Annotated in this window: 25 protein-coding genes; 17 read left to right on the forward strand and 8 right to left on the reverse strand. The window is 71.1% G+C overall.

Translation table 11 applies throughout. From position 1 onward, the window contains the following. The first annotated feature begins 3 nt into the window (after nucleotides 1-3). The 5 genes from KQY30_RS32255 (at nucleotide 4) to KQY30_RS32275 (ending at nucleotide 4720) form a co-directional block, all read left to right on the forward strand. Nucleotides 4-1392, forward strand: coding sequence for an ABC transporter substrate-binding protein (locus KQY30_RS32255; protein WP_217310072.1), 1389 nt, complete (start codon nucleotides 4-6; stop codon nucleotides 1390-1392). A 17-nt stretch (nucleotides 1393-1409) separates the two neighbouring features. Next, nucleotides 1410-2348, forward strand: a complete 939-nt coding sequence (locus KQY30_RS32260) for a carbohydrate ABC transporter permease (RefSeq protein ID WP_254407417.1) — start codon at nucleotides 1410-1412, stop codon at nucleotides 2346-2348. 36 nt (nucleotides 2349-2384) lie between these two features. Further along, nucleotides 2385-3263 carry a carbohydrate ABC transporter permease gene (locus KQY30_RS32265; RefSeq protein WP_217310073.1) on the forward strand — a complete coding sequence of 293 codons (879 nt, stop codon included), beginning with the start codon at nucleotides 2385-2387 and terminating at the stop codon, nucleotides 3261-3263. After that, complete coding sequence (locus tag KQY30_RS32270; protein WP_217310074.1) at nucleotides 3263-4099, forward strand: NAD(P)-dependent oxidoreductase; 837 nt, start codon at nucleotides 3263-3265, stop codon at nucleotides 4097-4099. The genes KQY30_RS32265 and KQY30_RS32270 overlap by 1 nt, the downstream gene beginning before the upstream one ends. Before the next feature lie 72 nt (nucleotides 4100-4171). Continuing rightward, the gene (locus KQY30_RS32275) at nucleotides 4172-4720 is read left to right on the forward strand and encodes a GNAT family N-acetyltransferase (RefSeq protein ID WP_217310075.1); all 549 of its coding nucleotides are present in this window, start codon (nucleotides 4172-4174) and stop codon (nucleotides 4718-4720) included. Nucleotides 4721-4861: 141 nt separating this feature from the next. Here KQY30_RS32275 and KQY30_RS32280 read toward each other — a convergent pair whose 3' ends face one another. Then, a complete protein-coding gene (locus tag KQY30_RS32280) occupies nucleotides 4862-5545 on the reverse strand; it encodes a glycerophosphodiester phosphodiesterase family protein (RefSeq protein WP_217310076.1) in 684 nt (227 codons plus the stop codon). 249 nt (nucleotides 5546-5794) lie between these two features. Between KQY30_RS32280 and KQY30_RS32285 the strand changes: the two genes are divergently transcribed. The 5 genes from KQY30_RS32285 to KQY30_RS32305 all read left to right on the forward strand — a co-directional run bounded on the left by KQY30_RS32285 (nucleotide 5795) and on the right by KQY30_RS32305 (nucleotide 10553). Further along, complete coding sequence (locus KQY30_RS32285) at nucleotides 5795-7207, forward strand: DUF6421 family protein (RefSeq protein WP_254407418.1); 1413 nt, start codon at nucleotides 5795-5797, stop codon at nucleotides 7205-7207. A gap of 26 nt (nucleotides 7208-7233) precedes the next feature. After that, nucleotides 7234-8049, forward strand: a complete 816-nt coding sequence (locus KQY30_RS32290) for an SDR family NAD(P)-dependent oxidoreductase (RefSeq protein ID WP_217310077.1) — start codon at nucleotides 7234-7236, stop codon at nucleotides 8047-8049. After that, on the forward strand, nucleotides 8028-9113 hold the full coding sequence (locus KQY30_RS32295) for a low specificity L-threonine aldolase (RefSeq protein WP_217310078.1): 1086 nt from the start codon (nucleotides 8028-8030) through the stop codon (nucleotides 9111-9113). Before KQY30_RS32290 ends, KQY30_RS32295 begins: the two co-directional genes overlap by 22 nt. A gap of 79 nt (nucleotides 9114-9192) precedes the next feature. Continuing rightward, complete coding sequence (locus KQY30_RS32300; protein ID WP_217310079.1) at nucleotides 9193-9792, forward strand: transglutaminase domain-containing protein; 600 nt, start codon at nucleotides 9193-9195, stop codon at nucleotides 9790-9792. A gap of 68 nt (nucleotides 9793-9860) precedes the next feature. Beyond that, nucleotides 9861-10553 carry a B3/4 domain-containing protein gene (locus KQY30_RS32305; protein ID WP_217310080.1) on the forward strand — a complete coding sequence of 231 codons (693 nt, stop codon included), beginning with the start codon at nucleotides 9861-9863 and terminating at the stop codon, nucleotides 10551-10553. A gap of 71 nt (nucleotides 10554-10624) precedes the next feature. Here KQY30_RS32305 and KQY30_RS32310 read toward each other — a convergent pair whose 3' ends face one another. Then, nucleotides 10625-11353, reverse strand: coding sequence for a 1-acyl-sn-glycerol-3-phosphate acyltransferase (locus tag KQY30_RS32310; protein ID WP_217310081.1), 729 nt, complete (start codon nucleotides 11351-11353; stop codon nucleotides 10625-10627). A 142-nt stretch (nucleotides 11354-11495) separates the two neighbouring features. After that, nucleotides 11496-11918: a DUF4395 domain-containing protein gene (locus KQY30_RS32315; RefSeq protein ID WP_217310082.1), complete on the reverse strand. Its 423-nt coding sequence runs from the start codon at nucleotides 11916-11918 to the stop codon at nucleotides 11496-11498. A gap of 99 nt (nucleotides 11919-12017) precedes the next feature. Between KQY30_RS32315 and KQY30_RS32320 the strand changes: the two genes are divergently transcribed. The 5 genes from KQY30_RS32320 (at nucleotide 12018) to KQY30_RS32340 (ending at nucleotide 16700) form a co-directional block, all read left to right on the forward strand. Beyond that, nucleotides 12018-12431 (forward strand): thioredoxin family protein, encoded by a 414-nt coding sequence (locus tag KQY30_RS32320; protein ID WP_217310083.1) that lies wholly within the window; start codon nucleotides 12018-12020, stop codon nucleotides 12429-12431. Nucleotides 12432-12601: 170 nt separating this feature from the next. After that, the gene (locus tag KQY30_RS32325; RefSeq protein WP_046499945.1) at nucleotides 12602-13108 is read left to right on the forward strand and encodes a flavin reductase family protein; all 507 of its coding nucleotides are present in this window, start codon (nucleotides 12602-12604) and stop codon (nucleotides 13106-13108) included. A gap of 218 nt (nucleotides 13109-13326) precedes the next feature. Further along, nucleotides 13327-14121: an electron transfer flavoprotein subunit beta/FixA family protein gene (locus KQY30_RS32330; RefSeq protein ID WP_217310084.1), complete on the forward strand. Its 795-nt coding sequence runs from the start codon at nucleotides 13327-13329 to the stop codon at nucleotides 14119-14121. A 108-nt stretch (nucleotides 14122-14229) separates the two neighbouring features. Beyond that, entirely contained in the window at nucleotides 14230-15192 is a 963-nt protein-coding gene (locus KQY30_RS32335) for an electron transfer flavoprotein subunit alpha/FixB family protein (protein WP_217310085.1), read from the forward strand. A gap of 227 nt (nucleotides 15193-15419) precedes the next feature. Beyond that, a complete protein-coding gene (locus KQY30_RS32340; RefSeq protein ID WP_217310086.1) occupies nucleotides 15420-16700 on the forward strand; it encodes an aldolase/citrate lyase family protein in 1281 nt (426 codons plus the stop codon). Nucleotides 16701-16865: 165 nt separating this feature from the next. On the opposite strand, the gene KQY30_RS32345 is transcribed toward KQY30_RS32340, so the two are convergent. Then, nucleotides 16866-17903: a LacI family DNA-binding transcriptional regulator gene (locus KQY30_RS32345; protein ID WP_046499954.1), complete on the reverse strand. Its 1038-nt coding sequence runs from the start codon at nucleotides 17901-17903 to the stop codon at nucleotides 16866-16868. Between the two features lie 205 nt (nucleotides 17904-18108). Here KQY30_RS32345 and KQY30_RS32350 point away from each other — a divergent pair, with 205 nt between their 5' ends. Then, a complete protein-coding gene (locus KQY30_RS32350; RefSeq protein ID WP_217310087.1) occupies nucleotides 18109-19068 on the forward strand; it encodes an ROK family protein in 960 nt (319 codons plus the stop codon). 474 nt (nucleotides 19069-19542) lie between these two features. Here the strand turns inward: KQY30_RS32350 and KQY30_RS32355 are convergent, their stop codons facing one another. Both KQY30_RS32355 and KQY30_RS32360 read right to left on the reverse strand, forming a co-directional pair. Further along, nucleotides 19543-19965 carry a hypothetical protein gene (locus tag KQY30_RS32355; protein WP_217310088.1) on the reverse strand — a complete coding sequence of 141 codons (423 nt, stop codon included), beginning with the start codon at nucleotides 19963-19965 and terminating at the stop codon, nucleotides 19543-19545. 92 nt (nucleotides 19966-20057) lie between these two features. Beyond that, on the reverse strand, nucleotides 20058-20234 hold the full coding sequence (locus KQY30_RS32360; RefSeq protein ID WP_198533799.1) for a hypothetical protein: 177 nt from the start codon (nucleotides 20232-20234) through the stop codon (nucleotides 20058-20060). A gap of 227 nt (nucleotides 20235-20461) precedes the next feature. Between KQY30_RS32360 and KQY30_RS32365 the strand changes: the two genes are divergently transcribed. Next, entirely contained in the window at nucleotides 20462-21502 is a 1041-nt protein-coding gene (locus KQY30_RS32365; RefSeq protein WP_217310089.1) for an NUDIX hydrolase, read from the forward strand. Between the two features lie 80 nt (nucleotides 21503-21582). On the opposite strand, the gene KQY30_RS32370 is transcribed toward KQY30_RS32365, so the two are convergent. Beyond that, nucleotides 21583-22296, reverse strand: a complete 714-nt coding sequence (locus KQY30_RS32370; RefSeq protein WP_217311434.1) for an MBL fold metallo-hydrolase — start codon at nucleotides 22294-22296, stop codon at nucleotides 21583-21585. Between the two features lie 301 nt (nucleotides 22297-22597). Then, nucleotides 22598-23983, reverse strand: coding sequence for a dipeptidase (locus KQY30_RS32375; RefSeq protein ID WP_217310090.1), 1386 nt, complete (start codon nucleotides 23981-23983; stop codon nucleotides 22598-22600). Nucleotides 23984-24088: the final 105 nt, after the last annotated feature.

A 24088-nucleotide genomic window follows, 5' to 3' on the forward strand; every position in this document is an offset into this window, starting at 1 on the left:
GCCATGCGCATACCTTTTTCGCGGAATGTCCGGCTCGCGGTGGTCGCGGCGGCCACCGTCCTCTCACTGACCACCCTTGCCGCCTGCGGCAGTTCGTCCGACTCCGGCGGGGACTCGTCCTCGCTGGAGATGTGGACGTTCAAGCAGTCGCATGTCGGCGCGCTGCGCGCCGCGGCGGCCGAGTTCAAGAAGCAGACGGGTATCTCGGTCGAGGTCGAGGCCTACACCCCCGACGACGCGTACACCACCAAGGTGCAGAGCGCGGCCAAGACCGGTGACCTGCCGGATGTGCTGGAGGTGCACTCCGACGGCGAGGACCGGGTCTTCGGCGCCGCCGGGATCGCGGCCGACATCAGCGGCGACTTCAAGGGCGAGTGGGCCGCCCGTATCCAGCAGCCCGTACAGCAGTCCGGACTCGTCACCGAACAGCGCTTCAAGGACTCCCAGCCCGAGACCGCCAAGGACCACGGCATCGAGAACGGCGCCCGCTACAGTGTGCCGCTCACCGTGGGCACCTTCGGCATCGTCTACGCCAACAAGAAGATGCTCGCCGAGGCGGGCATCACCGAACCCCCCGCCGACTGGCAGGAGTTCCTCGACGCGCTCAAGGCCACCACCGCCAAGAACCCCACGACCGGCGGTCTGGCCCTCGGCCTCAAGGTCCAGGCCACCGGACTGACCTGGGTCCTCCAGCCGCTCGCCTTCAGCCAGCTCGGACAGCAGGGGTACGAGGCGCTCTTCGGCAAGGACCAGAGCGCCGACTTCGGCTCGCCCAACGGGATCAAGGTGCTGAGCCTGTACGACCAGTTGACCCCGTACTGGATGCCGGGCGCGCAGAGCCTCACCATCGACGAGGCGGACCAGGCCTTCGCCCAGGGCAAGGCGGCCTTCGACGTCGGCGGCACCTTCACCCTCGCTTTCCTCAAGCAGAACGGCATGAATCCCGAGGACGTACTCACCTTCGCCCTGCCCTCCCTGAAGGACGGCGCCGTACCGGACCGGGCGCTCGGCCCGCTCGCGCTGACCGGCCTCAGTGTCACGTCCACCAGCGAGCAGCCCGACAACGCCAAGAAGTGGATGGAGTTCCTCTCCACCCCGAAGGTCGCCGCCCAGTTCGCCAAGGACGCGTCCGACGTGCCCGCCACCGAACTCGGCGCGGACTCCGCCACCGTCCTCGGCCCGGCGCTCGCCGCCATGGTCGAGAGCTTCAAGGGCACCCCGCAGAACACCTACGACCCCAACCGCGGCAACGAGTTCCGCGCACCGGGCTACGAGCAGGACGACGCCGGCGCGATCCTCGCCGACCTCAGCCCGCTCAAGCAGCAGTCCGTCGAGCAGACCGCCAAGAAGCTCCGTGAGCTGAACGCCTCCTTCTGGGCGGCGGCGCAGTGACCATGGCTCCTGGCGCGGTGACGGAGGCGCCGGCGGCAGGTGAGACATCCCGCCGGCGCCCGCGTTCGTACGAGGCGCTCACCGGCTATCTGTTCGTCGGCCCCGCCGTGGTCCTGTTCTGCGTCATGGGCCTGTACACCGTCGGCTACGGCTTCGCGCTCAGCTTCGCCACCTGGAACGGCTTCACCCCGACCTGGAAGTGGGTCGGTATCGACAACTACGCCGACCTGCTGTGGCGCAGCCCCGTCTACGCGCCCCGGGTCCGGAACGCCGCGCTCAACACCCTCTGGGTCATGATCGCGGCCCCGGCCCTGACCGTCGCGGTCTCCTTTCCGCTGGCCGTCCTGCTCAACCGCGTCCGGCGCTTCCAGTCGGTGCTGCGCTCGGTGTACTTCCTGCCGTACGTGACCAGCGGAGTCGCGGTCTTCTTCGCCTGGCAGTACATCCTCCAGCCGGACGGCGCCATCAACACCCTGCTCGGCAGCGTGGGTCTCGGCTCCCTCCAGCAGCCGCAGGGCTGGCTCGGCAATCCGTCCACCGCCCTGCCCACCATGATCGTGGTGACGGTCTGGGGCCTGGTCCCGGTCGCGATGCTCCTCTATCTCACCGGACTCCAGAGCATCGACCGCAGCGTGCTGGAGGCCGCGGAGCTGGACGGCGCCGGCTGGTGGCGTACCAACGCCTCGGTCATCTGGCCGCTCGTACGTCCCATCACCGCCGTGGTGATCCTGCTCAATCTGCGGGAGTCCCTGCAGGGCTTCCAGACCTTCCTGGTGATGACCAACGGCGGCCCCGGCGACCACACCAATGTGCTGGGCCTGGAGGCGTACCGCCTCGCGTTCCTCAAGCAGCTCTCTCCGACCCTGGGGCTCGCCAGCGCGCTCGGCTGGATCCTGTTCGCCGCGGCCCTGATCCTCGCCCTGATCAATCTGCGCGCGCTGCGGAGCAGGACATGACGCCCCGGAGCGGAACATGACATCGCGGAGCACCACATGACATCGACATCCCTCACGGCGCGCCCCGGCCCGCCGGACGAGCGCGCGGCCCGTACCCGCTGGCTGGTCGCCCGTTCCGTCGTCGGCGTACTCCTCGCCCTGTACGGACTCGTCAGCGTCTACCCGTTCCTGTGGATGGTGTCGGCGGCCTTCAAGAACCAGATCGAGGTCGTACGCGGCGGACACCTCATCCCCGACGACCCGACGCTCTCCACCCTCGTGGACACCTGGAACAAGCTGCACTTCTTTGACTTCTTCCTGAACAGCCTGCTGGTCACCGGCTATACGGTGGTGCTCACCCTGGTGATATACGCGGCGGCCGGCTACGCCTTCGCCGTGCTGCGCTTCCCGGGCCGGGGCTTCCTCCAGAAGCTGTTCGTGTCGCTGCTGTTCGTGCCCGGCATCACGGTGATGCTGCCGATCGTGCTGCTGGAGAACACCCTGGGCCTCCTCGGCACCCACTTCGGACTGGTGCTGCCCTTCGTCAACGGCGGCGCGCCGCTGTCCATCCTCCTGATGACCGGGGCCTTCGCGGCCGTACCGGGCGAGCTGCGCGACTCGGCCCGTGTGGACGGCGCGAGCGAACTGCGGATTTTCGCCAGTGTCTATCTGCCGCTGGCCAGGCCCGCGCTGATCACGGTGGCGCTGCTGACGGCCATCCCGACCTGGAACGAGTTCCTGCTCACCCGGGTCTCGCTCAACGACCCGTCCACCTACACCCTGCCACTGGGCCTCCAGACGCTCTCCGCCGAGAACGTGCCGCACTACAACAATCTGATGGCGGGCGCGCTGATCGTGGTCATCCCGGTGATCCTGCTCTTCCTGAGCCTTCAGCGGTACTTCGTCAACGGCCTGGTCGGGGCGGTGAAGGGCTGATGAGGGTGCTGGTCACCGGAGCCGCCGGCCATATCGGGCAGTTCGTACGGGACGACCTGCTGGCCCGCGGCCACCAGGTCGTCGCCACCGATCTGGTCCCCGTCGACGACCCCCGTGCCGAGGCCGTCCACACCGGTGATCTGCGCGACCCCTGTCTGGTGCGCAAGGCCATGGACGGGGCGGACGCGGTCGTCCATCTCGGCGCGATCCCGCACCCCAAGTCGGACGACGACAGCGACCTGTTCGCCACCAACTGCCTCACCGCGCACCGGGTGCTGGACGAGGCGGGCCGCTGCGGGGTGCGCCGGGTGGTGGCCGCCTCCAGCCTGGCCGCCGTCGGCCTCGCCTGGTCGCCCGTACCGCGGTCGCCACGGTACGTCCCGCTGGACGAGGAGCATCCGACACTGGTCCAGGACCCCTACGGACTGTCGAAGATCGTGCTGGAGGAGACCGCCCGCGCCACCCACCGCCGCTACGGCACGGACATCGTCTGTCTGCGGTTCCCCTTCACCGGGACCGGGGAGCGGCTGCGCCTCCAGCTCGACGCCGTACGGGCCGATCCCGCGGCGCACCGGATGGACCTGTGGGGATGGCTGGACACCAGGGACGCGGCCGAGGCGGTCCGGCGGGCGCTGGAGACGGAGTTGTCCGGCTGCCATGTGCTCCAGGTGACCGCGCGCGACACCAGCTCGCCGGTGCCGACCGCCGAGCTGATGCAGCGCTACCACCCCGGGGTGCCCGCCTTCGCCGAGCTGGCCGGCCACGGCTCGCTGTTCGACACCGGGGCCTGCGCCCGGCTGCTCGGATTCGTACCGCGGTACGACCGTCCGGGTTAGGCTGCGGAGGATTCGGACCCGGGCCGCGACGCCGGGGCCAGGACGCAAGACCGGATACGGAGAACACGCACCATGGACACCGCCCCGCGCACCACCGGCGAACTCGTCTACCGGGACGCCACGGCGGCCGACACCGAGGCGCTGGTCGCCCTCATCGAGTCGGCCTACCGAGGGGACAGCAGCCGCCAGGGATGGACCACCGAGGCGGACATCCTGGAGGGCCAGCGGACCGACCCGCGCGGGGTGCTGGAGGTCATCGAGTCGCCCGTGAGCAGGCTGCTGGCCGTGGAGCGCGACGGCGGGCTGATCGCCTGCTGTCAGCTCGAACACCGCGGCGAGGCCGCCTACTTCGGCATGTTCGCGGTGCTGCCCGGCGCGCAGGGCACGGGTCTCGGCCGGCGGATCATCGCCGAGGCGGAGCGTCTCGCACGGCGGGACTGGGGGGTCCGTGAGATGCACATGACCGTGATCACGGTCCGCGAGGAACTGATCGCCTGGTACGAGCGGCGCGGCTACCGCCGTACGGGAAAGCTCCAGCCCTTCCCGTACGGCGACGAGCGGTTCGGCATCCCGCAGCGCGACGACCTGGCCTTCGAGCTGCTGGTCAAGCCGCTGGTGTGAGGGCACCGCCGTGATGCCGCCGGCCGAGGCGCCGGTGTGACACGGCGCCGGGTCCGCGCGTCAGGAACCGCGCGGCCCGCGACCACGCCCGCGGTGTGGGACATCGCGCGGCCCGGGACCGCGCGGCTCCGGCTCTCCCGCTCAGGCGGTGAAGCGGCCGGTGCGACGGATCTCCGGGAAGTCCGTGGTCACCGCGTCCAGCTCGAAGGCGCGCGCGAGCCGTAGCTGGCTCTGGCTGTTCACCACCCAGCCGATCACCCGCAGCCCCTCGGCGTGCGCGCGCTCGACGACCTCCAGCGTCATCCTGCGGATGTTCAGGGCCAGCGAGGCGGCGCCCACCGCCCTGGCCCGTTCCACCACGTCCGAGCCCCAGCGGCTCGCGATCAGCACCGTCCGCACCCCGGGCACCAGCGCCGCGATCTCGGCGACCGCGCCGTCGTGGAACGACGACACCTCGACCCGTCCGGCGAGACCGCGCCGCCGTATCACCCCGGCCAGCGCCCGGGCCGCGGCCACGTCCTTGATCTCCGCCTGGAGCGGTGACCGTACGGCGTCCAGGACCTCCTCGAAGACCGGGACCCGCTGACCGTCACCCGCGTCCAGCTCCCGCAGCTCGGCGAGGGTCCGGTCGGCGATCGCGCCCGTGCCGTCGGTCGTACGGTCCACTTCGGTGTCGTGCATGACGACGAGCGCGCCGTCCTTGCTCAGATGCAGGTCCAGCTCGATGGCGTCCATGCCGGCGCGCTCGGCCCGGACGAAGGACCGCAGGGTGTTCTCCGGCTCGACACCCATCACTCCGCGATGCCCGATGGTCTGGAAAGTCAAGATTCTTCTCGCTTCCGTCGACAGCGGCTCCAGCGGGGCAGCCTAGGCCCTGCCGGGCGGATGGGACCCTGTCGCGCGCCGGGGAGCCGTGTGCCGCACGATGGAACTGTGTGTCCGGTCCCCGTAGTGCAGGAAAAATCGCGGTGACCATGCGGGTCCGCAGGATAATTTCTCACAGTCATTCTTGTACGGCGGAACAAGAGACCTATACGGTGTCTTTACGCCAAGATCTCGCGTGGAGGAAGTGACATGACGGAAATTCTTGCGCAGGACGCCGTATCCGGCACAAGCCGTGCCGCCGGTGCTGTTGGCGCGGCCCGGGTGGTCGAGCACCCGGCTTGGCCAAGGCTCAAGAATGCCGTCGAGGAGATCCGGCCCTGGCAGTCCAAGGACGGTTCGATCGACTTCGACGCCGAGGGCGCGCCGTCGCGCGGTCTTGCCGAGGCGACGCTCGACCGTGTGATCGCCGCAGTGGAGGAGCTCTCCCCGCTGCTGCCGCACGACGCCGCGTACCACACCGCGCTCGTCGCGGACCTCCGCAAATGGGCCGACGGAGCCTTCGACGTCCCCGACTTCCTGGACTCGCTGCTCGCCTTCCAGCCCGCGGCCGACCGGCGTGACGGCCTCCAGCATCTCGCCGTCTTCCCCATGTACACGCAGAACGGCAACCCGGACCGCAATCTGGAAGCCGTCGTGCTGCGCATGGTCTGGCCCGAGTGGCTGGCCGAGCTGGAGCGCACCCGCTACGACAACCCGCTCTTCTGCGGTATCACCTTCGAGGACTTCACCGCCGGATACGACACCAATTCCGCGGTGTTCTTCCCGGAGACGATCGCCATGCGCGAGGTGCCCGAGCGGTTCACCTGGGGCGGGATCTTCTGCGACCGCGAGGCCGCCCGCTTCCGCCGGGTCACCGAGGCCGCGGTGCAGACCCTCGGGGTCCGGCTGCCCGACGACATCGCCGAGATGGTCGGCGACCAGGACCGCTGCCAGCAGGCCTTTGTGCTCTGGGACATGATCCACGACCGTACCCACAGCCATGGCGACCTGCCCTTCGACCCCTTCATGATCAAGCAGCGCCAGCCGTTCTGGATGTACGGACTGGAGGAGCTGCGCTGCGACCTCACCGCGTTCCGCGAGGCGGTACGGCTGGAGGCGGACGGCGTTCCGCAGGGGCGCGACGTCCAGTACGCGGTGCTGTTCGACCGGATGTTCCGCTTCCCGGTCACCGGCGCGCGGGTGCGCAACTACGACGGTCTGGGCGGCCAGTTGCTCTTCGCGTATCTCCACCGGAACGATGTGCTCCGCTGGACCGACAACACCCTGCGCATCGACTGGGAGCGCGCCCCGGAGGTCACCAACCAGCTCTGCGCGCGTATCGAGGACCTCTACCGGGCCGGGATCGACCGCCCCAAACTGGTCCACTGGTTCGCCGCGTACGATCTCGTCTCCGAGTACCTCTCCCCGCATCCGGGCTCCCGCTGGGCCAAGGGCCCGGAGGCCCTCGACCTCACCCAGCCGCCCCGTAAGCTGGTCGACGACGTGCTGCCGGACGAGTTTCCGCTGAGCATGTTCTACGAGGCGCTTGCCAAGAAGCTGAAGAACGTGATCGCCTCCACCAAGGGGATCACCGCCACGAGCACCGAGCGAGCGGCCGCGTGAGCCCTCACCGGCGGGAGGCGGTGCGCATGAACGAGAGTGGTGGGAACGGCGGTACGGGTGTGAGCGCCGGTACGGGCAGGTCCGGCGGCACGGGCGGGAACGGCGGCGCGCTGGACGGCGCGGTCGTCGCGGTCGCGGGCGCCGCGGGCCCGGCCGGACAGGCGGCTCTGCTGCGGCTGGCCGAGGCGGGTGCCACCGTCGTCGCCGCCGACGCGGACCCGGCGCGGCTGGCGAAGGCCGTCGACGCGGCGCGGTACGCGCACGGCGGGGCCACCGTCACGGGCGACACCGTCGATCTGCTGGACCTCGCGGCCACCCGGGCCTGGGCGGACAGGACCGAGAAGGAGTTCGGCCGGATCGACGGACTGGTCCATCTCGTGGGCGGCTGGCGCGGCAGCGCCACCTTCGCCGCGACCGACCTGGCCGACTGGGATCTGCTGGAGAAGCTGCTGATCCGTACGGTCCAGCACACCTCGCTCGCCTTCCACGACGGGCTGCTGCGCAGCGACCGCGGCCGGTTCCTGCTGGTCAGCGCGGCGGGCGCGACCAAGCCCACGGCGGGCAACGCCGCCTACGCCGCCGCCAAGGCCGCGGCCGAGGCCTGGACCCTGGCGCTGGCCGACGACTTCCGCAAAGCGGGGGGCGCGGAAGGGCCCCGGGCGGCGGCTGCCATCCTGGTGATCAAGGCGCTGGTGCATGACGCGCTGCGCGCCGAGCGCCCGAACGCCACGTTCGCGGGCTTCACGGACGCCACGGAGCTGGCCGAGGCCATCGCCGGGGTCTGGGAGCGGCCCGCCAGGGAAGTGAATGGAAAGCGCCTGTGGCTGACCCCCGAGCCGTGAGCCGTACCACCGACGCGCGCCGGCACCACGATCCCGAGGTGCGCGGCTTCGCCAGCGACAACTACGCCGGAGCCCACCCCGAGATCCTCGCCGCGCTCGCCGTCGCCAACGGAGGCCACCAGGTCTCGTACGGCGACGACGCGTACACGGAGCATCTCCGGCGGATCATGCACAGCCACTTCGGGCAGCACGCCGAGGTCTTCCCGGTCTTCAACGGCACCGGCGCCAATGTGGTGGCGCTCCAGGCGCTCACCGACCGCTGGGGCGCGGTGATCTGCGCCGAGTCCTCGCACATCAATGTCGACGAGTGCGGTGCTCCGGAGCGGGTCGGCGGGCTCAAGCTGCTGACCGTACCGACCCCGGACGGCAAGCTCACGCCCGAGCTGATCGACCGGCAGGCGTACGGCTGGGAGGACGAGCACCGGGCCATGCCGCAGGTCGTCTCGATCACCCAGAACACCGAGCTGGGCACGGTCTACACGCCCGCCGAGATCCGGGCGATCTGCGAACACGCCCATGAGCGGGGCATGAAGGTCCATCTGGACGGGGCGCGCATCGCCAACGCGGCGGCCTCGTTGGACGTTCCGATGCGGACCTTCACCAACGCGGTGGGGGTGGACGTCCTTTCGTACGGCGGCACCAAGAACGGCATGCTGTTCGGCGAGGCGGTGGTCGTCCTCGACCCGGACGCGGTACGGGCGATGAAGCACATCCGCAAGCTGTCGATGCAACTGGCGTCCAAGATGCGCTTCGTGTCGGTGCAGTTGGAGGCCCTGCTCGCGGGCGACCTCTGGCTCCGCAACGCCCGTCACAGCAACGCGATGGCCCAGCGCCTCGCGGAAGGCGTCCGCGGCGTGGACGGTGTCCGGATCCTTCACCCCGTCGAGGCGAACGCGGTCTTCGCCCGCCTTCCCCACGAGGTGAGCCGCCGCCTCCAGCGCCGCTTCCGTTTCTACTTCTGGGACGAGAAGGCGGGAGACGTCCGCTGGATGTGCGCGTTCGACACCACGGAGGACGATGTCGACGCGTTCGTCCAGGCCCTCAAGGAAGAGATGGCCGCGTAACCCTTCGGCGACCGCATAGGTATGGGGTCGGGCGGAAATCCATTGGATTCCGTCCGGCTCCCGGCTTAAGGTCGCCGGTATGCGGCTCATCCAGCGGAATCCTGAACTCTCGGCCTATCTGGCCGCCGACGAGGCCATCGACCACCGGCACCCGCTGGTACGGGAGACGGCGGCCCGCCTCCGCGTCACGTGCGATGACGCATACTCATACGCCAAAGCGGCCTACGAATTCGTCCGCGACACCATCCCGCACTCCGGCGACACGGACGATCCACGGGTCACCTGGCGTGCCTCGGACGTCCTCGCCCGGCGCACCGGTATCTGCCATGCCAAGGCGCACGCCCTGGCCGCGCTGCTGAGGGCGGAGTCCATTCCCACCGCCCTCTGCTATCAGCGGCTGACCGACGACGACGGGACGAACCCCGTTGTCCATGGCCTGGTCGCGGTCAGGCTGCCGGGGCGGGAGCGCTGGGCCCGGCAGGACCCGCGCGGCAACAAGCCGGGCGTGGACGCGCAGTTCTCGCTGGAGGGGGAGCGGCTGGCCTGGGCCGTCCGACCTCAGTGCAATGAGATGGACTATGCGGTGTTGTACGATGCACCGCATCCGGTGGTGCTGCGCGCGTTGCGTGGCGCCGCCGACCGGATGGATCTCTGGCGGAAGCTTCCCGCCGCCCTCTGACAACCGCACCCGACCCTCTGACAGCCGCACCCGAAGCCGCACCCGAAAGTCCTGAGGCAGCACAGACCATGACCCTGACGCTCACCGTGTCCGACGAGGTGCGTGACCTCGCGCCCGGATTCACCCATCTCGTCGTCGAGGCCCACGGCCTGGTCAACGGGCCCAGCAATGAGGACAGTTCGGCGCTGCTCGACGACGCGGCGCGGCGGCTCGCCGCCCGGCTGGGCGGCCGGGCGCCGCACGAGGATCCACATCTGGCCGCCTGGCGCGCGGTCTACAGCGCCTTCGGGGCCAAGCCGTCCCGTACCCGCAACTCCGCCGAGGCCCTCGCCAAGCGTGCCCTGTCCGAGGCCGGGCTGCCGCGGATCAATCTGCTCGTCGATCTCTACAACGCCGTGAGCGTCGCGCATCTCGTCCCGGTCGGCGGCGAGGACACGGACCGTATCGCCGGCGGAATGCGGCTCGTACGGGCCACCGGCGACGAGCCGTTCGCGACGGCCGCCGGGGGCGAGCCGGTGGTGGAGCACCCCGAGCCCGGCGAGGTGGTCTGGCGCGACGACGAAGGCGTGACGTGCCGGCGCTGGAACTGGCGCCAGGGCGTCCGCACCCGGCTGACCGAGGAGTCCGTGAACGCGGTCTTCCTGCTGGAGCGCCTCGCGCCCATGACATCCGCCGAACTCGACGCCGCAGGCGCGGAATTGGCCGAATCCCTGGAGAAGCTGAGCCCCGGAGCGCGGATCACGGTCCACCCGGCCCGCTGACACCGGGCCCGGCCCGGCCCCGTCGTACTGCCGACACCCGCCGGTGGAGAGACGTTTCGGCCGGGGCTGTCCTAGCGGGTCTCCAACTCACGGGCCTCGGCGGGCGTCGGCGCCGTACCGCCCAGGTGCGTCGGCACCCACCAGGTGTCGTGCGCGTCCCTGGGCCGTACCGGATACGCCCGCTGCGCCGCCTCCAGCAGCTCCTGCACACGCTCCCGGAGCCGCCGGGTGATCGCGCCCGCGTACTGGTCCGCCGCCGCCTCCACCTGCTCGCCCACCCGGATCGTCACCGGAAAGTGGCTGCGCCGGAAATTGCGCGGGCGGCCCTTCGTCCACACCCGCTGCGTACCCCACAGCGCCATCGGGATCAGCGGCACCCCGGCCTCCTGCGCCAGCCGTGCCGCCCCCGACTTGAAGCTCTTCAGCGTGAACGACTGCGAGATGGTCGCCTCGGGGAAGACCCCCACGATCTCCCCGGACCGCAATGAGTCCAGCGCGTGCGCATACGCCTGCTCACCCTGCTTCCGGTCGACCGGGATGTGCTTCATCCCGCGCATCAGGGGGCCCGAGATCCGGTGCCGGAAGACCGACTCCTTCGCCATGAAGCGCACCAGACGCTTCTGCGGCAGCGCGGCGAGACCGGTGAAGATGAAGTCCAGATAGCTGATGTGGTTACTGACGAGCACGGCGCCCCCGGCGCTCGGAATGTGCTCCGTACCCTGCGTGTCGATCTTCAGGTCCAGCGCCTTGAACATCGTGCGGGCGACGCCGATGACCGGTCGATAGACGAACTCTGCCATCTGGAGGGGACCCTTCTGTTCCGGGGAGGGTTCTCCCGGCGGAAGTTACGCAGCCGTAGGTTTTCGGCATTGCGCCGATGGTGCCCCATACGCGGCCCCGAGGCCAGTCCTGGTCTGCGCGTACGGCGAGATTCTCGTCACGTCAGCGCAGCCCGAAGTTGGCCCGCCGTACCAACAGATACATCTCGCACCCGAGACAGTAGGCGAACGCCGCGTTGAGGAAGGCGGCGGCGAGCGCGCAGCCGGTGGCGGCCAGGGCCAGCCAGGACGGTCCCCAGAGGTAACCGGCGAGTCCGGCCAGCGAGAAGGCCAGCCCGACCGCCTGGGCGAACCGCGGCGGCTCCGGCGACTCGAACTCCGCCGCCGGCCCGATCCGGGGGCGCACGGCCGTACGGAACAGCCAGCCGTACGGTGAGTACTGCACCCCGGCCACCGCGCCCACCGCGAAGCACAGCGCCTGCCAGGCGAGCAGCGCGCCGCTCCCGGTGATCAGCACCGCGGCGAGTACGAGAGTGGTGACGGCCGCTCCGAACCGCGGCCCCCTGACGTCGATGTCCTTGTTCATGACGCCAGCATCCCCCGCCGGGGCCGCCGTGCGGCCCGGGAATATTTTGCGGTTGTGTGAACGCTGATACCGCGGACAGCAGAAGGCGGAGGGGGCGGGATGACGGGACTGGTGGTCTGCGCCGCGGTGCTCGCCGTGGCGAGTGCCTTCGGGCTGCTGAGCCGCCGCGTCGACGGGAGGCTGCGGATGCGGGTGAAGGACGGCGAAAGGCGGCTCGGCGCGGCCGAGTTGGGCGCGGAGCTGGGGGAGCGGGCCACGCTCGTCCAGTTCTCCAGCGCCTTCTGCCAGCCCTGCCGGGCGACCAGACGCGTACTCGGCGAGGTGGCGGACATGGTCGACGGGGTCTCCCATGTCGAACTCGACGCCGAACAGCGGCTGGAGCTGGTACGCGAACTGGGCATCCTCAAGACCCCCACGGTCCTGGTCCTCGACGCCGCGGGCCGCATCGTCAGGAGGGCGGCCGGACAGCCCCGCAAGGCCGATGTGATCGCCGCGCTGGGGGAGGCGGTGTGAGCCACGTACTTGACTGCGCGCGGCACGTATCGTCACCCTGACGAGGTGCCCCCAGAACTCCTTCTCCATGGGCGGGTCCATGTCGATCTGGCCCGCAACGCGAGTGCGCGCTGTCCGGGCTGCTGAGCAGCCACGGACCCCGTTCGTATCTCCCGCAGAAGGACAACTCGATGACGGCGACGCCCGATCTCGGCACTCCTCAGCTTGCCTCCCCCGATCTGCTCCGCTCCGTCTTCCGGCGGCACGCCGCCGGTGTCGCGGTGATCACGGTCCGCGGCGACCGCCCGGCCGGATTCACCGCCACCTCCCTCAACTCCGTAGCCGCGGAGCCTCCGTTGGTCTCCTTCGGCGTGGGCGTCTCGTCCTCCACCTGGCCGGTCCTCGCCGAGGCGAGCCATGTCGGCGTCCATGTCCTCGGCGAGCACCAGCGGGAGCTGGCCGCCACCTTCGCGCGCAGCGGAGCGGACCGCTTCGCGCCGCCCACGGCCTGGCGCGAGGGCCCCGAGGGCGTACCGGTGCTGGACGGTGTCCTGGCGTGGCTGGTGTGCCGGGTGGTCACGCTCGTACCCGCCGGTGACCACCGTCTGGTGATAGCGCAGGCCGTCGCCGGCGACCCGGCGGGGCCCGGCAGGCCGCTCCTCTACCACCAGGGCCGCTTCAACGCGCTGCGCGACTGAGTTCCGGGCGCGGGGAGTCGTACGCCGGTGGATCCTCCCCGCGCCGGCGTCGGCAAGCTCACAGTTATAAGCGCTTGCTCAGCGGGCATCCTCTGACTGTACTGGCGAGTAATATTTACTGCGGTCCGCCGGTCCCCCGACCGGAAACCGCCCGATGAGGCGCCTATGCTGCGTTCAACAAGGCAGCCCGGAAATGACGATGCAGTAGGAGAGCCGGCGTGAGCTTGAGGATCGTTGTCTGTGTGAAGTACGTGCCCGACGCCACCGGCGACCGGCACTTCGCCGATGACCTGACCGTCGACCGCGACGACGTGGACGGTCTGCTGTCGGAGCTGGACGAGTACGCGGTCGAGCAGGCGCTGCAGATCGCGGACGACTTCGACGGCGACGGCGACGCGGAGATCACCGTCCTGACCGTCGGTCCCGAGGACGCCAAGGACGCGCTGCGCAAGGCCCTCTCCATGGGCGCCGACAAGGCCGTCCACGTCGAGGACGACGATCTGCACGGCACCGATGTCATGGGCACCTCCCTGGTGCTGGCCAAGGCCATCGAGAAGACCGGGTACGACCTGGTCATCTGCGGTATGGCCTCCACGGACGGCACCATGGGCGTGCTGCCCGCGATCCTCGCCGAGCGGCTCGGTGTCCCGCAGGTCACGCTGCTGTCCGAGGTCTCGGTCGAGGACGGCACCGTCAAGGGCCGCCGTGACGGCGACACCGCGAGCGAGCAGCTCGAGGCGTCCCTGCCGGCCGTGGTGTCGGTGACGGACCAGTCGGGCGAGGCGCGCTACCCCTCCTTCAAGGGCATCATGGCCGCCAAGAAGAAGCCGGTGCAGTCGCTGGACCTGGAGGACCTGGAGATCGACGCCGACGAGGTCGGCCTCGCCGGGGCCTGGACCGCGGTCGACTCCGCCGCGGAGCGCCCGGCCCGTACGGCGGGCACGATCGTCAAGGACGAGGGCGAGGGCGGCAAGCGGCTCGCCGAGTTCCTCGCGAGCCAGAAGTTCATCTGAGGCCCGCGCCCGCGTGCGGCCCCGACGGCCCGCGCGGCGTCCCCAGGGCTCGTACGGAGCCCGGACCGCCCCCCTCCCGTTTCCTCGTTTCCGCAGGAGAGCAATCCCATGGCTGAAGTTCTCGTCTATGTCGACCACGTGGACGGTGCCGTCCGCAAGCCCACCCTGGAACTGCTGACGCTGGCGCGGCGGATCGGCGAGCCCGTGGCCGTGGCGCTGGGCACGGGCGCCGGGGACACCGCGCCCGCGCTGGCGGAGCACGGCGCGGTCAGGGTCCTCACCGCCGACGCCCCCGAGTTCGCCGACTATCTCGTCGTCCCGAAGGTGGACGCGCTCCAGGCCGCCTACGACGCCGTCTCGCCGGCCGCCGTCCTCTTCCCGTCCTCGGCGGAGGCCAAGGAGATCGCGGCCCGGCTCGCGGTGCGTACCGGCTCGGGTCTGATCACCGACGCCGTGGACCTGGAGGCCGGTGACGAGGGTCCGGTGGCCACGCAGTCGGTGTTCGCCGCCGCGTTCACGACCAGGTCCCGGGTCTCCAGGGGCGTTCCGGTGATCACGGTGAAGCCGAACGCGGCGCCGGTCGAGCCCGCCCCGGCCGCGGGCGCCGTCGAGGCGCTGTCCGTGACCTTCGGCGAGAAGTCCACCGGTACGAAGGTCGTCTCCCGTACCCCGCGCACCTCCACGGGCCGCCCGGAGCTGACCGAGGCCGCGATCGTGGTCTCCGGTGGCCGTGGGGTCAACGGGGCGGAGAACTTCGCGATCATCGAGGCGCTGGCCGACTCGCTCGGCGCGGCCGTCGGTGCCTCGCGCGCCGCGGTCGACGCGGGCTGGTACCCGCACGCCAGCCAGGTGGGCCAGACCGGCAAGTCGGTCTCCCCGCAGCTCTACATCGCGTCCGGGATCTCCGGCGCGATCCAGCACCGGGCCGGGATGCAGACGTCCAAGACGATCGTGGCGGTCAACAAGGACGCCGAGGCGCCGATCTTCGACCTGGTCGACTACGGCGTGGTCGGTGATCTCTTCGAGGTCGTCCCGCAGCTCACCGAAGAGATCAAGAACCGCAAGGGCTGAGCGGCGGACGCGGTCCGTCCGCAGCCGTAGCCATAGCCGTTGTTCGTACGGTCCCGGGGCCGCGTGGTGATCTCCACCGCGCGGCCCCGCGCCGTCCATGCCGTACGGTCACGCCGTCCATTGACGCGGATCGAGCGCGCCGACTACCGTCTTCAACGGATTGTTGATTCCGTGCAGCGGGAGCGCCGTACGAGCGGAAACGCGACGGGCGGCGGAAGGGCGTGGGCATGGGGCGGCAGGAGAAGGTGGCCACGAGCCTCGCGAGCACGGTCGGCGCGGACATCGGCCGCCCCCTCGCGGCGGTCGACGCGGAGCTGGCCCGCCGCTACCCCGGCGACCCCGGCACCCGCCAGCCCGTCCACACCGTCTACGTACCCGCCGACACCTTCGCCGCCGGCACCATCCGCTCCTGGGGCGACCAGGCTCTGGCCGCACTCGACGAACACGCCCCCGACGCCCGTACCCTGGCCCGGGTTCTCGGCCTCTCCGACGCCCTGGCCGGACCGGTGTACGAGCGCGTACGGGCCAAGCTGGAGCGCGAGCCCGTCGAGGACCTGCGGATCGACTTCGAGGACGGCTACGGTCCCCGCCCGGACGCCGAGGAGGACACGGACGCGGCGCGTGCCGCCCGGCTGGTCCACGAGGCGTACGGGAACGGCACGGCCGCCCCGTACATGGGCATCCGGATGAAGTGCCTGGAAGCCGCCGTACGGGACCGCTCCATCCGGACCCTCGACATCTTCCTCAGCGGACTGATGGAGGCGGGCGGCCTCCCCGCGGGACTGGTGCTGACCCTGCCGAAGGTCAGCTACGCCGAGCAGGTCACCGCGATGGCGCGGCTGGCCGGGGAGTTCGAGAAGGCGCGCGGTCTGGAGCCCGGCCGGATCGGCTTCGAGATCCAGATCGAGACCAGCCAGTCGATCCTCGCCGCCGACGGGACCGCCACCGTGGCCCGGATGATCGGCGCCGCCGACGGCCGCGCCACCGCGCTGCACTACGGCACCTTCGACTACAGCGCCTGCGTCGGGGTCAGCGCCGCGTACCAGTCGAGCGACCATCCCGCCGCCGACCACGCCAAGGCCGTGATGCAGGTCGCCGCGGCGGGCACGGGCGTACGGGTCTGCGACGGATCCACCAATGTCCTTCCGGTCGGCCCCACCGCCCAGGTCCACGAGGCCTGGCGGCTGCACTACGGGCTCACCCGGCGTGCCCTGGCCCGCGCCTACTACCAGGGCTGGGACATGCACCCGGGCCATCTGCCCACCCGGTACGCCGCCGTGTACGCCTTCTACCGCGAGGGGCTGGAGCCGGCCGCCGCGAGGCTGGCCGCGTACACCACGAGGGCGGGCGGCGATGTGCTGGACGAGCCCGCCACCGCGAAGGCGCTCAGCGGCCATCTTCTGCGCGGCCTGGACTGCGGTGCGCTCGACTCCGACGAGGTGTCGCGGCTCACCGGTCTGACCCGGGCCGACCTGGAGGCGTTCGCCGCCCCCGCGGCCCGGCCCTGAGGAGCGCACGGACGATCACACGGGTGGTTACGGTGAGCCGTCACCCTTGCCGATGGCCCGGACGTACTTGGACGACTCCGGCAACGCGGCGAGGTGCCGCCCGCCGCGGCAGCGGCTGATGTCACTGGCGGCGTTCCGGGCCCGCGCAGATCCGCCGGACAGGGCCTACGCCGACGGGCGGATCTCGCCCGAGCCGCGGGCGATCAGCCGGGTCGGCACCACCACCCGCGACGGCGCGTCCACCGCGCCGTCCAGCCGGCTGAAGAGCCGCTCCGCCGCCGTACGCCCCAGGGTCGCCGCGTCCTGGGCGATGACCGTGACACCGGGGTCCAGCAGATCGGCCAGTTCGATGTCGTCGAAGCCGACGAAGGCGACCGGACGGTGGTGCGCGGCCAGCACCCGTACCGCCGTCACCGTCACACGGTTGTTGCCCGCGAAGATCGCCGTGACCGGCTCGGGCCCCGCGAGCATCGCGGTCACCGCCTCGCGCACCCGCTCAGGAGCGGTCGTACCCAGCGAGACCCAGTCGTCGTGGATCTCCAGACCCGCCTCCGCCATCGCGGTGCGGTAGCCGCGCAGCCGCTCGATCGCGGTATGGATCCTGGGCTGGTCGCCGATGAAACCGATCCTGCGGTGGCCGTGCGCGATGAGATGCGCGGCGCCCGAACGGGCACCGCCGAAGCTGTCGGAGAGCACCGTGTCCGCGTCGATCCGGCCCGCCGGGCGGTCCACGAAGACGGTCGCCACTCCGGCCTTTATCTCGGGTTCCAGATAGCGGTGGTCGTGCCCGGCGGGGATCACGATCAGCCCGTCCACCCGGCGCGCGCACAGCGCGAGGACCAACTCCTGCTCACGGTCCGGGTCCTCAGCGCTCGACCCGTTGATGAGCAGCGCGCCATGGGCGCGGGCCACCTCCTCGACCGCGCGGTTCAGCGGCCCGTAGAAGGGGTCCGCGAGGTCTTCCAGCACCAGACCGATACTGGCGGTACGGCCCTTGCGCAGCACCCGCGCCGAGTCGTTGCGGCGGAAACCCAGCGCCTCGATGGCCTCCTGCACCCGGCGCTCGGTGTCGGGCGTGACACCTGGCTCCGCGTTGACCACACGGGATACCGTCTTGAGCCCCACCCCGGCCCGCGCTGCCACGTCCTTCATCGTGGGCCGGGTACCGTAGCGGGGTTCGGGGCGGCGGGCGGTGTCTGCCACAGTGCGCTGTCCTGTCGTCGTTTTCTTCGGTTTTCTCCGATGTTTCTCCGGCCGGTTTGCCGGGGGTTTGCCATCGGATGGCTGTGGCGTCGAGCATAGGCCCTGGACAACGTTGTCAGGTGAATGGAGACTGTTCAGCGAAGCCGCAGGTCCGTACATCCCCCCATACACGCGGGGATGCCTCATCCCCGGGAGATCCGACCCGATGCATACCGACTCCGTTGTCTCACTCGACATCGGCGGCACCAAGATCGCCGGAGCGCTGGTGGACGGAAGCGGCAGGATCCTCGTACGGGCACAGCGGCCCACCCCCGCGCGGGAGGACGGCGAGACGGTGATGCGGGCGGTCGAGGAGGTCCTCGCCGAGGTCTCCGCCTCCCCGCTCCGGGCATCGGCCACGGCCGTGGGCATCGGCAGCGCGGGTCCGGTGGACGCCTCCGCCGGCACGGTCAGCCCGGTCAATGTCGTGGGCCTGCACGGCTTTCCGCTGGTGGAGCGGGTACGGAGAGCCACCGGCGGACTACCGGTGACCCTGGTCGGCGACGGGGTCGCGATGACCGCGGCGGAGCACTGGCAGGGCGCGGCCCGCGGCTATGACAACGCGTTGTGCATGGTGGTCTCCACCGGGGTCGGCGGCGGGCTTGTCCTGAACGGGCAGCTCCACCCGGGACCGACCGGCAACGCCGGGCACATCGGCCATATCTGTGTGGAACTCGACGGCGATCCCTGCCCGTGCGGCTCGCGCGGCTGTGTGGAACGTATCGCCAGCGGTCCGAACATCGCCCGCAGGGCGCTGGAGGACGGCTGGGAGCCGGGCCCGGACGGTGACACCTCCGCCGCTGCGGTGGCCGCGGCGGCGCGGGCCGGGCACCCGGTCGCCATGGCGTCCTTCGAGCGGGCGGCCAAGGCGCTGGCCGCCGGGATCGCGGCGACGGCCACGCTGGTGGAGATCCGGATCGCCGTCATCGGCGGGGGAGTGGCGAACGCGGGCGAGGTGCTCTTCGCGCCCCTGCGCCGCTCGCTCCAGGACTACGCGACGCTCTCCTTCGTCCAGTCGATCAAGATCGCCCCTGCTCTGACGGGTACGGACGCGGGTCTGGTGGGCGCGGCGGCCGCGGCCACGCTCGCGAGGCGGGACGCGGCGACGGCACCGGCGGCGGGCTGAGTCCGGGGCGGGACATGACTTCCGGCCGGGTGTTGTCGAGCGGGCCGGCATTCGGCCTCGACGGTGTGACGCGCCGTGTGGTTTCCGGGGCGCGGCAATGCCCGTACCGCGACGGGAGGATGAGCGCGGCCCGCGCCAACTGCCGTACGTGAGGGGTCGGTCCGGTGTCCGGTCCGCGCCGCACGGCCCGGACCCGATGTCGGAAATCCCGCGCCGACCTGGGCGTTCCAGGTTTCCCCAAGGTTGGCCCAAAGTCGGCCGGTCAGAGTCCTCGGCAGGGGGAGTGCCCGTCGGACCACGGCCGGACCAGCGGCGGTGTTCCGACGGGCCCGGGGGCCGGGGTCCTTACGCACCACGGCAACCATCGCGGGGCCGGGGCGAGTTCACTTCCGCCCCGGGCGCCGGGCCACGAGCGGGGGGCGTGGCCCGGCGGAGGCATAGGCGCGGCGCACGCCCCGGCCCGCGGGACACCACCTAGTGCGTCGTCTGGCATGCCATGCGGCGGCTGCCCCGGAACTTCACGCACAGCTCGACCTCCGTGCCGGTGTGCGCGGTGGGCCAGCCGTGGGTCAGGGCGCGGCCCGAGCGGGTGGCCAGGGCGCGGTCCACGAAACGGCCGTTGCGGAAGAGGATCACCGAGCGGGAGGCGACATGCGCCGGCGGGTTGGTCCAGATCCCGGTCACCGCGTTCCGGCCGCCCTCGCCGTCGAGGCGGATGCAGATCTGCGGACCCGAGAAGTGATGCGTGCAGGCGCTGCTGTCGGCCGCCGCAGGAGGCGCGGTCAGCAGCGAGAGGGCGACGCCTGCCAGAGCGAGGGCCGTCGCACACCGCCACCCGCGTCGAGGGCGTACGGATACGGCGGTCGGCGTGCCGGTCCTACGGCCGGGCTTGCGCATGTCGGGAATTCTCCGGATCGTACGGCGCCCGGCTGCGAACCGGACCAGGACAGCGCCCCGCACCCGTCGGGGACCCCACAGCGGGACGCGCTCTAAGGCGTGGATTCCGTCGCCTGTTGTGGCACGACCACGAGGAACACGTCGGAGTCGAGATCCATCACGACCTCCGCCGGCGTCCCCTCGTCCCTGCGCGCCCGCGCGAACTCCTCCGCGGGCCAGCTCCCGCGCGGCCCTCCCGCGGGGAATTTCTCCAGCACTGTCCGGCACATCGGGTACCCCCTTGTCACATCGAATTCCAACGATGTTCCTCGGGAATGCGTTACGGCCCGGCACGGACATCGGTTCGTACAGTGGACGTTCCCGGCCTCGGTACGACATCGAACCGGCCACAGCTCGGCCACAGCACGCACGGTGAGCGCCCTGCCCGGCCTGGCGGGGGGTTTCCGGGGCAGGGTGTTGCGGGCAGTCCACTGGGGGCTACGGAAGAGGGGGAACCGTGATCGTCGTCTGGATCAACGGTGCGTTCGGAGCGGGCAAGACCAGTACCGCACGCGAACTGATCGACCTGATCCCGAACTGCACGCTGTACGACCCCGAGCTGATCGGCGGTGCGGTCGCGCGGCTCCTGCCGCCCAAGCGGCTCGCGGAGGTCGGCGACTACCAGGACCTGCCGATCTGGCGGCGTCTGGTCGTCGACACCGCGGCGGCCCTGCTGGCAGAAGTGGGTGGCACGCTCGTCGTCCCCATGACCCTGATCCGGCAGGAGTACCGGGACGAGATCTTCGGCGGGCTCGCCTCCCGTCGTATCCCGGTACGCCATGTGCTGCTGGCAACAGACGAAACGATCCTGCGGGGGCGGATAGCGGCTCGTGAGGCGGTGGAGGACGATCCGGCGGGGAACGGGCGGACCTCGCAGTGGTGTTACGACCACATCGAGCCCTACCGCGCCGCGCTCGGCTGGCTGACCGGCGACGCCCATGTGATCGACAACACCGGTCTCACCGCACGCGAGACCGCCGTCACTGTCGCCGCCGCCGTGCAGACCGGCGAGGCCGGGATCTGCGAGATCGTCCAGACGCCTGAGCCGACCGCCGAGACCCTCGCCGCCGGGGTGCTGCTCTTCGACGAGGAGGACCGGGTGCTGCTGGTGGACCCCACGTACAAGCCGGGCTGGGAGTTCCCCGGCGGGGTCGTGGAGGCCGGGGAGGCGCCCGCGCAGGCGGGGATACGGGAGGTCGCCGAGGAGATAGGCATAGAGCTGACCGAGGTTCCCCGGCTGCTGGTGGTCGACTGGGAACCGCCCAGGCCACCGGGGTACGGCGGGCTCCGGCTGCTCTTCGACGGCGGCCGGCTGCCCGCGCGGCTGACGGGGAGACTCCTGCTGCCCGGGCCGGAGCTGAGAGCCTGGCGCTTCGTCCGCGAGGACGAGGCCGCGGGGCTCCTGCCGCCCGGCCGCTATCAGCGGCTGCGCTGGGCCCTGCGCGCACGCGAGCGCGGGAAGGTACTCAATCTGGAGGACGGTGTCCCGGTCGGCTGACCCGTCCGCGCCCGCCCCGGGTACGCCACCTCCCCACCTCCGAGTACGCCACGAGTACGACCTGCCCCCGTCCCGCTCCTTCATGAGTCATGGGTGCGGTCCGCTCGGTGAGGTCTGTTCGGCGAGGTCGACTCGGTGAGGTCGCCGAAGCCCGGGGTGGGGTCGCCGTGGCCGTAACACACTGTCGTTGGGGACAGCGCGACCAGGCGGCGCATGGACTCCTGGGCGCGGGCGCGGTCCACATTGAAGACACCCAGCATGACGCGGCCCACCGCGGCGATCGTGTCGCCGACGAACAGCACACCGTGGCGGGGCAGATGGATGCCGATCGAGCCGTCGGTGTGACCGGGGGCGTGGATCACCCGGGCGCCGTCGCCGAAGTCCAGCTCGTCGCCGTCCTCCAGCTCGCGGTCGACCCGGGTGGGCGGTGCCTGAGGAACCGTCAGGCCGTGCTCGTACAACGGGACTTCCCAGTCCAGCAGCACCGGTTCGGGCACGGGCAGCTCTCCTCGTACCACCGGGGCGTCCAGCCGGTGTGCCAGCACCTCCGCGCCGTACCGCTCCGCCAGCTCCTCGGCGGCGCCGACATGGTCGCGGTGGCAGTGGGTGAGGACGATCCGGCGCAGGGCCTCGGGGCGCGCTCCGAGGTCCCGGATCGCCCGCTCGATGCCGGGCGCGCCATTGCTGTATCCGGCGTCGACCAGGGTCAGTTCGTCGCCGTCGCGCCAGAGATAGGCCTGGCCGATCGGGAAGCGCAGCATGTGCAGCCGGGGGCGAATCTCCACGAGGTCGATGAGGTCCATGCGTCGACCGTACGCAGCCGGGCGTGTCGGCCGTACGCGGCTACGCTCTGCGCGATCTCGCTCTCCGCTGAACGGCCGGACCGGGCTGGGAGAGGCCGTTCAGGCTGTGCCGACCGGGACGGGTCGTTCAGGCTGTGCCGGGCAGGGCCGGGCGTGCCCGGGTCGAGCCGGCCCACGCCGGACCAGACCGGGCTGGGCCCCGCCGGGGTGGGCGGGCCTGGCCGGGCCCGGCCTCTGAGCCCCGACGACCCGCCCGAACCCCGCCCGGCGCCGCCCGGCGCCGCCCGGCGTCTCAACCCTTCTTGGAATCCGCGTAGTTGACCAGGAAGTGCGCCTCCGCCACCGACAGCCGCCTCAGCTCCTCCGGCGACACACTCTCGTTCACCGCGTGGATCTGCGCCTCCGGCTCACTCAGCCCGATCAGCAGGATCTCCGCCTCCGGATACAGCGCGGCCAGGGTGTTGCACAGCGGGATGGACCCGCCCTGACCCGCCGTCTGCATCTCCTGCCCCGGGTACGCCACCCGCATCGCGTCCGCCATCGCCGCGTACGCCGGGCTCGACGTGTCCGCGCGGAACGGCTGGCCCTGGCCCATCTGTTCCACCGACACCCGCGCGCCCCACGGCGTGTGCTTCTCGATGTGCGCGGTCAGCAGCTCCGTCGCCTCGGCCGCGTCCTGGCCCGGCGGGATCCGCAGACTGACCGTCGCCCGCGCGCTCGCCTGGATGGACGGGGTGGCCCCCACCACCGGTGGGCAGTCGATGCCCAGGACGGTCACCGCGGGCCGCGCCCAGATCCGGTCGGCGACGGAACCGCCGCCGATCAGCCCGACCCCGTCGAGCACCTTCGCGTCCTCGCGGAACTCGGCCTCGCCGTAGGTGAGTCCGTCCCAGCCCGTGCCCGAGGGCAGACCGTCCACCGTGGTCGTACCGTCCTCCGCGCGCAGCGAGTCCAGCACCCTGATCAGCGCGGCGAGCGCGTCGGGCGCGGCTCCGCCGAACGCCCCCGAGTGCAGGTTCCCTTCGAGCGTGTCGATCCGTACGCGCAGCATCGTCATCCCGCGCAGGGTGGCTGTGACCGTCGGCAGCCCCAGCCGGAAGTTCCCGGCGTCACCGATGACGATCGTGTCGGCGGCGAGCAGCTCCGGATGCGCCTCCGCGTACCGTTCGAGACCGCCGGTACCCTGCTCCTCCGAGCCCTCGGCGATGACCTTGACCGTCACCGGCACACCGCCGTTGGCCTTGAGGGCGCGCAGCGCGAGGAGATGCATCAGGAAGCCGCCCTTGCAGTCGGCGGCGCCGCGCCCGTACCAGCGGCCGTCGCGCTCCGTCAGCTCGAACGGCGGTGTCAGCCAAGCCGATTCGTCCAGTGGCGGCTGTACGTCGTAGTGGGCGTAGAGCAGTACGGTGGGGGCACCCTCGGGGCCGGGCAGCAGACCGTAGACGGACTGTGTACCGTCCGGGGTGTCGAGGAGCGACACATCCTGGAAGTCCTCGGCGCGCAGCGCGTCGGCCACCCACGCCGCGGCGGCCTCGCACTCGCTCCTCGGGAACACCGCGGGATCCGCCACGGAACGGAACGACACCAGCTCCGCCAGCTCGGTACGGGCACGTGGCAGCAGGGACGCGACGGTTCCGGCGATCGGATCCGTGGTCTCGGCGATCGGATTCGCGGTCATGGGCACGCTCCTGGTGGCTGAGTCGTTGTCTCGTCGTGTACGTCGTCGTGTACGTCGAAGGGCACTGGCGATCCTCCCACAGCGGGCTTGCCGGGCCCTGGCCGT

Origin of the sequence: Streptomyces sp. GMY02, from assembly GCF_019056675.1 — a bacterium.
Classification (GTDB): Bacteria; Actinomycetota; Actinomycetes; order Streptomycetales; family Streptomycetaceae; genus Streptomyces; species Streptomyces odonnellii.

What these genes read in the sequence shown, in the direction of transcription:
- KQY30_RS32315 (WP_217310082.1), bottom strand. Translation starts at nt 11,918, where the DNA reads ATGAACAAGGACATCGACGTCAGGGGGCCGCGGTTCGGAGCGGCCGTC.
- KQY30_RS32325 (WP_046499945.1), top strand. Translation starts at nt 12,602, where the DNA reads ATGACGGCGACGCCCGATCTCGGCACTCCTCAGCTTGCCTCCCCCGAT.
- KQY30_RS32350 (WP_217310087.1), top strand. Translation starts at nt 18,109, where the DNA reads ATGCATACCGACTCCGTTGTCTCACTCGACATCGGCGGCACCAAGATC.
- KQY30_RS32285 (WP_254407418.1), top strand. Translation starts at nt 5,795, where the DNA reads ATGACGGAAATTCTTGCGCAGGACGCCGTATCCGGCACAAGCCGTGCC.
- KQY30_RS32305 (WP_217310080.1), top strand. Translation starts at nt 9,861, where the DNA reads ATGACCCTGACGCTCACCGTGTCCGACGAGGTGCGTGACCTCGCGCCC.
- KQY30_RS32265 (WP_217310073.1), top strand. Translation starts at nt 2,385, where the DNA reads ATGACATCGACATCCCTCACGGCGCGCCCCGGCCCGCCGGACGAGCGC.
- KQY30_RS32300 (WP_217310079.1), top strand. Translation starts at nt 9,193, where the DNA reads ATGCGGCTCATCCAGCGGAATCCTGAACTCTCGGCCTATCTGGCCGCC.
- KQY30_RS32310 (WP_217310081.1), bottom strand. Translation starts at nt 11,353, where the DNA reads ATGGCAGAGTTCGTCTATCGACCGGTCATCGGCGTCGCCCGCACGATG.
- KQY30_RS32360 (WP_198533799.1), bottom strand. Translation starts at nt 20,234, where the DNA reads ATGTGCCGGACAGTGCTGGAGAAATTCCCCGCGGGAGGGCCGCGCGGG.
- KQY30_RS32275 (WP_217310075.1), top strand. Translation starts at nt 4,172, where the DNA reads ATGGACACCGCCCCGCGCACCACCGGCGAACTCGTCTACCGGGACGCC.
- KQY30_RS32335 (WP_217310085.1), top strand. Translation starts at nt 14,230, where the DNA reads ATGGCTGAAGTTCTCGTCTATGTCGACCACGTGGACGGTGCCGTCCGC.
- KQY30_RS32290 (WP_217310077.1), top strand. Translation starts at nt 7,234, where the DNA reads ATGAACGAGAGTGGTGGGAACGGCGGTACGGGTGTGAGCGCCGGTACG.
- KQY30_RS32340 (WP_217310086.1), top strand. Translation starts at nt 15,420, where the DNA reads ATGGGGCGGCAGGAGAAGGTGGCCACGAGCCTCGCGAGCACGGTCGGC.
- KQY30_RS32255 (WP_217310072.1), top strand. Translation starts at nt 4, where the DNA reads ATGCGCATACCTTTTTCGCGGAATGTCCGGCTCGCGGTGGTCGCGGCG.
- KQY30_RS32355 (WP_217310088.1), bottom strand. Translation starts at nt 19,965, where the DNA reads ATGCGCAAGCCCGGCCGTAGGACCGGCACGCCGACCGCCGTATCCGTA.
- KQY30_RS32375 (WP_217310090.1), bottom strand. Translation starts at nt 23,983, where the DNA reads ATGACCGCGAATCCGATCGCCGAGACCACGGATCCGATCGCCGGAACC.
- KQY30_RS32270 (WP_217310074.1), top strand. Translation starts at nt 3,263, where the DNA reads ATGAGGGTGCTGGTCACCGGAGCCGCCGGCCATATCGGGCAGTTCGTA.
- KQY30_RS32320 (WP_217310083.1), top strand. Translation starts at nt 12,018, where the DNA reads ATGACGGGACTGGTGGTCTGCGCCGCGGTGCTCGCCGTGGCGAGTGCC.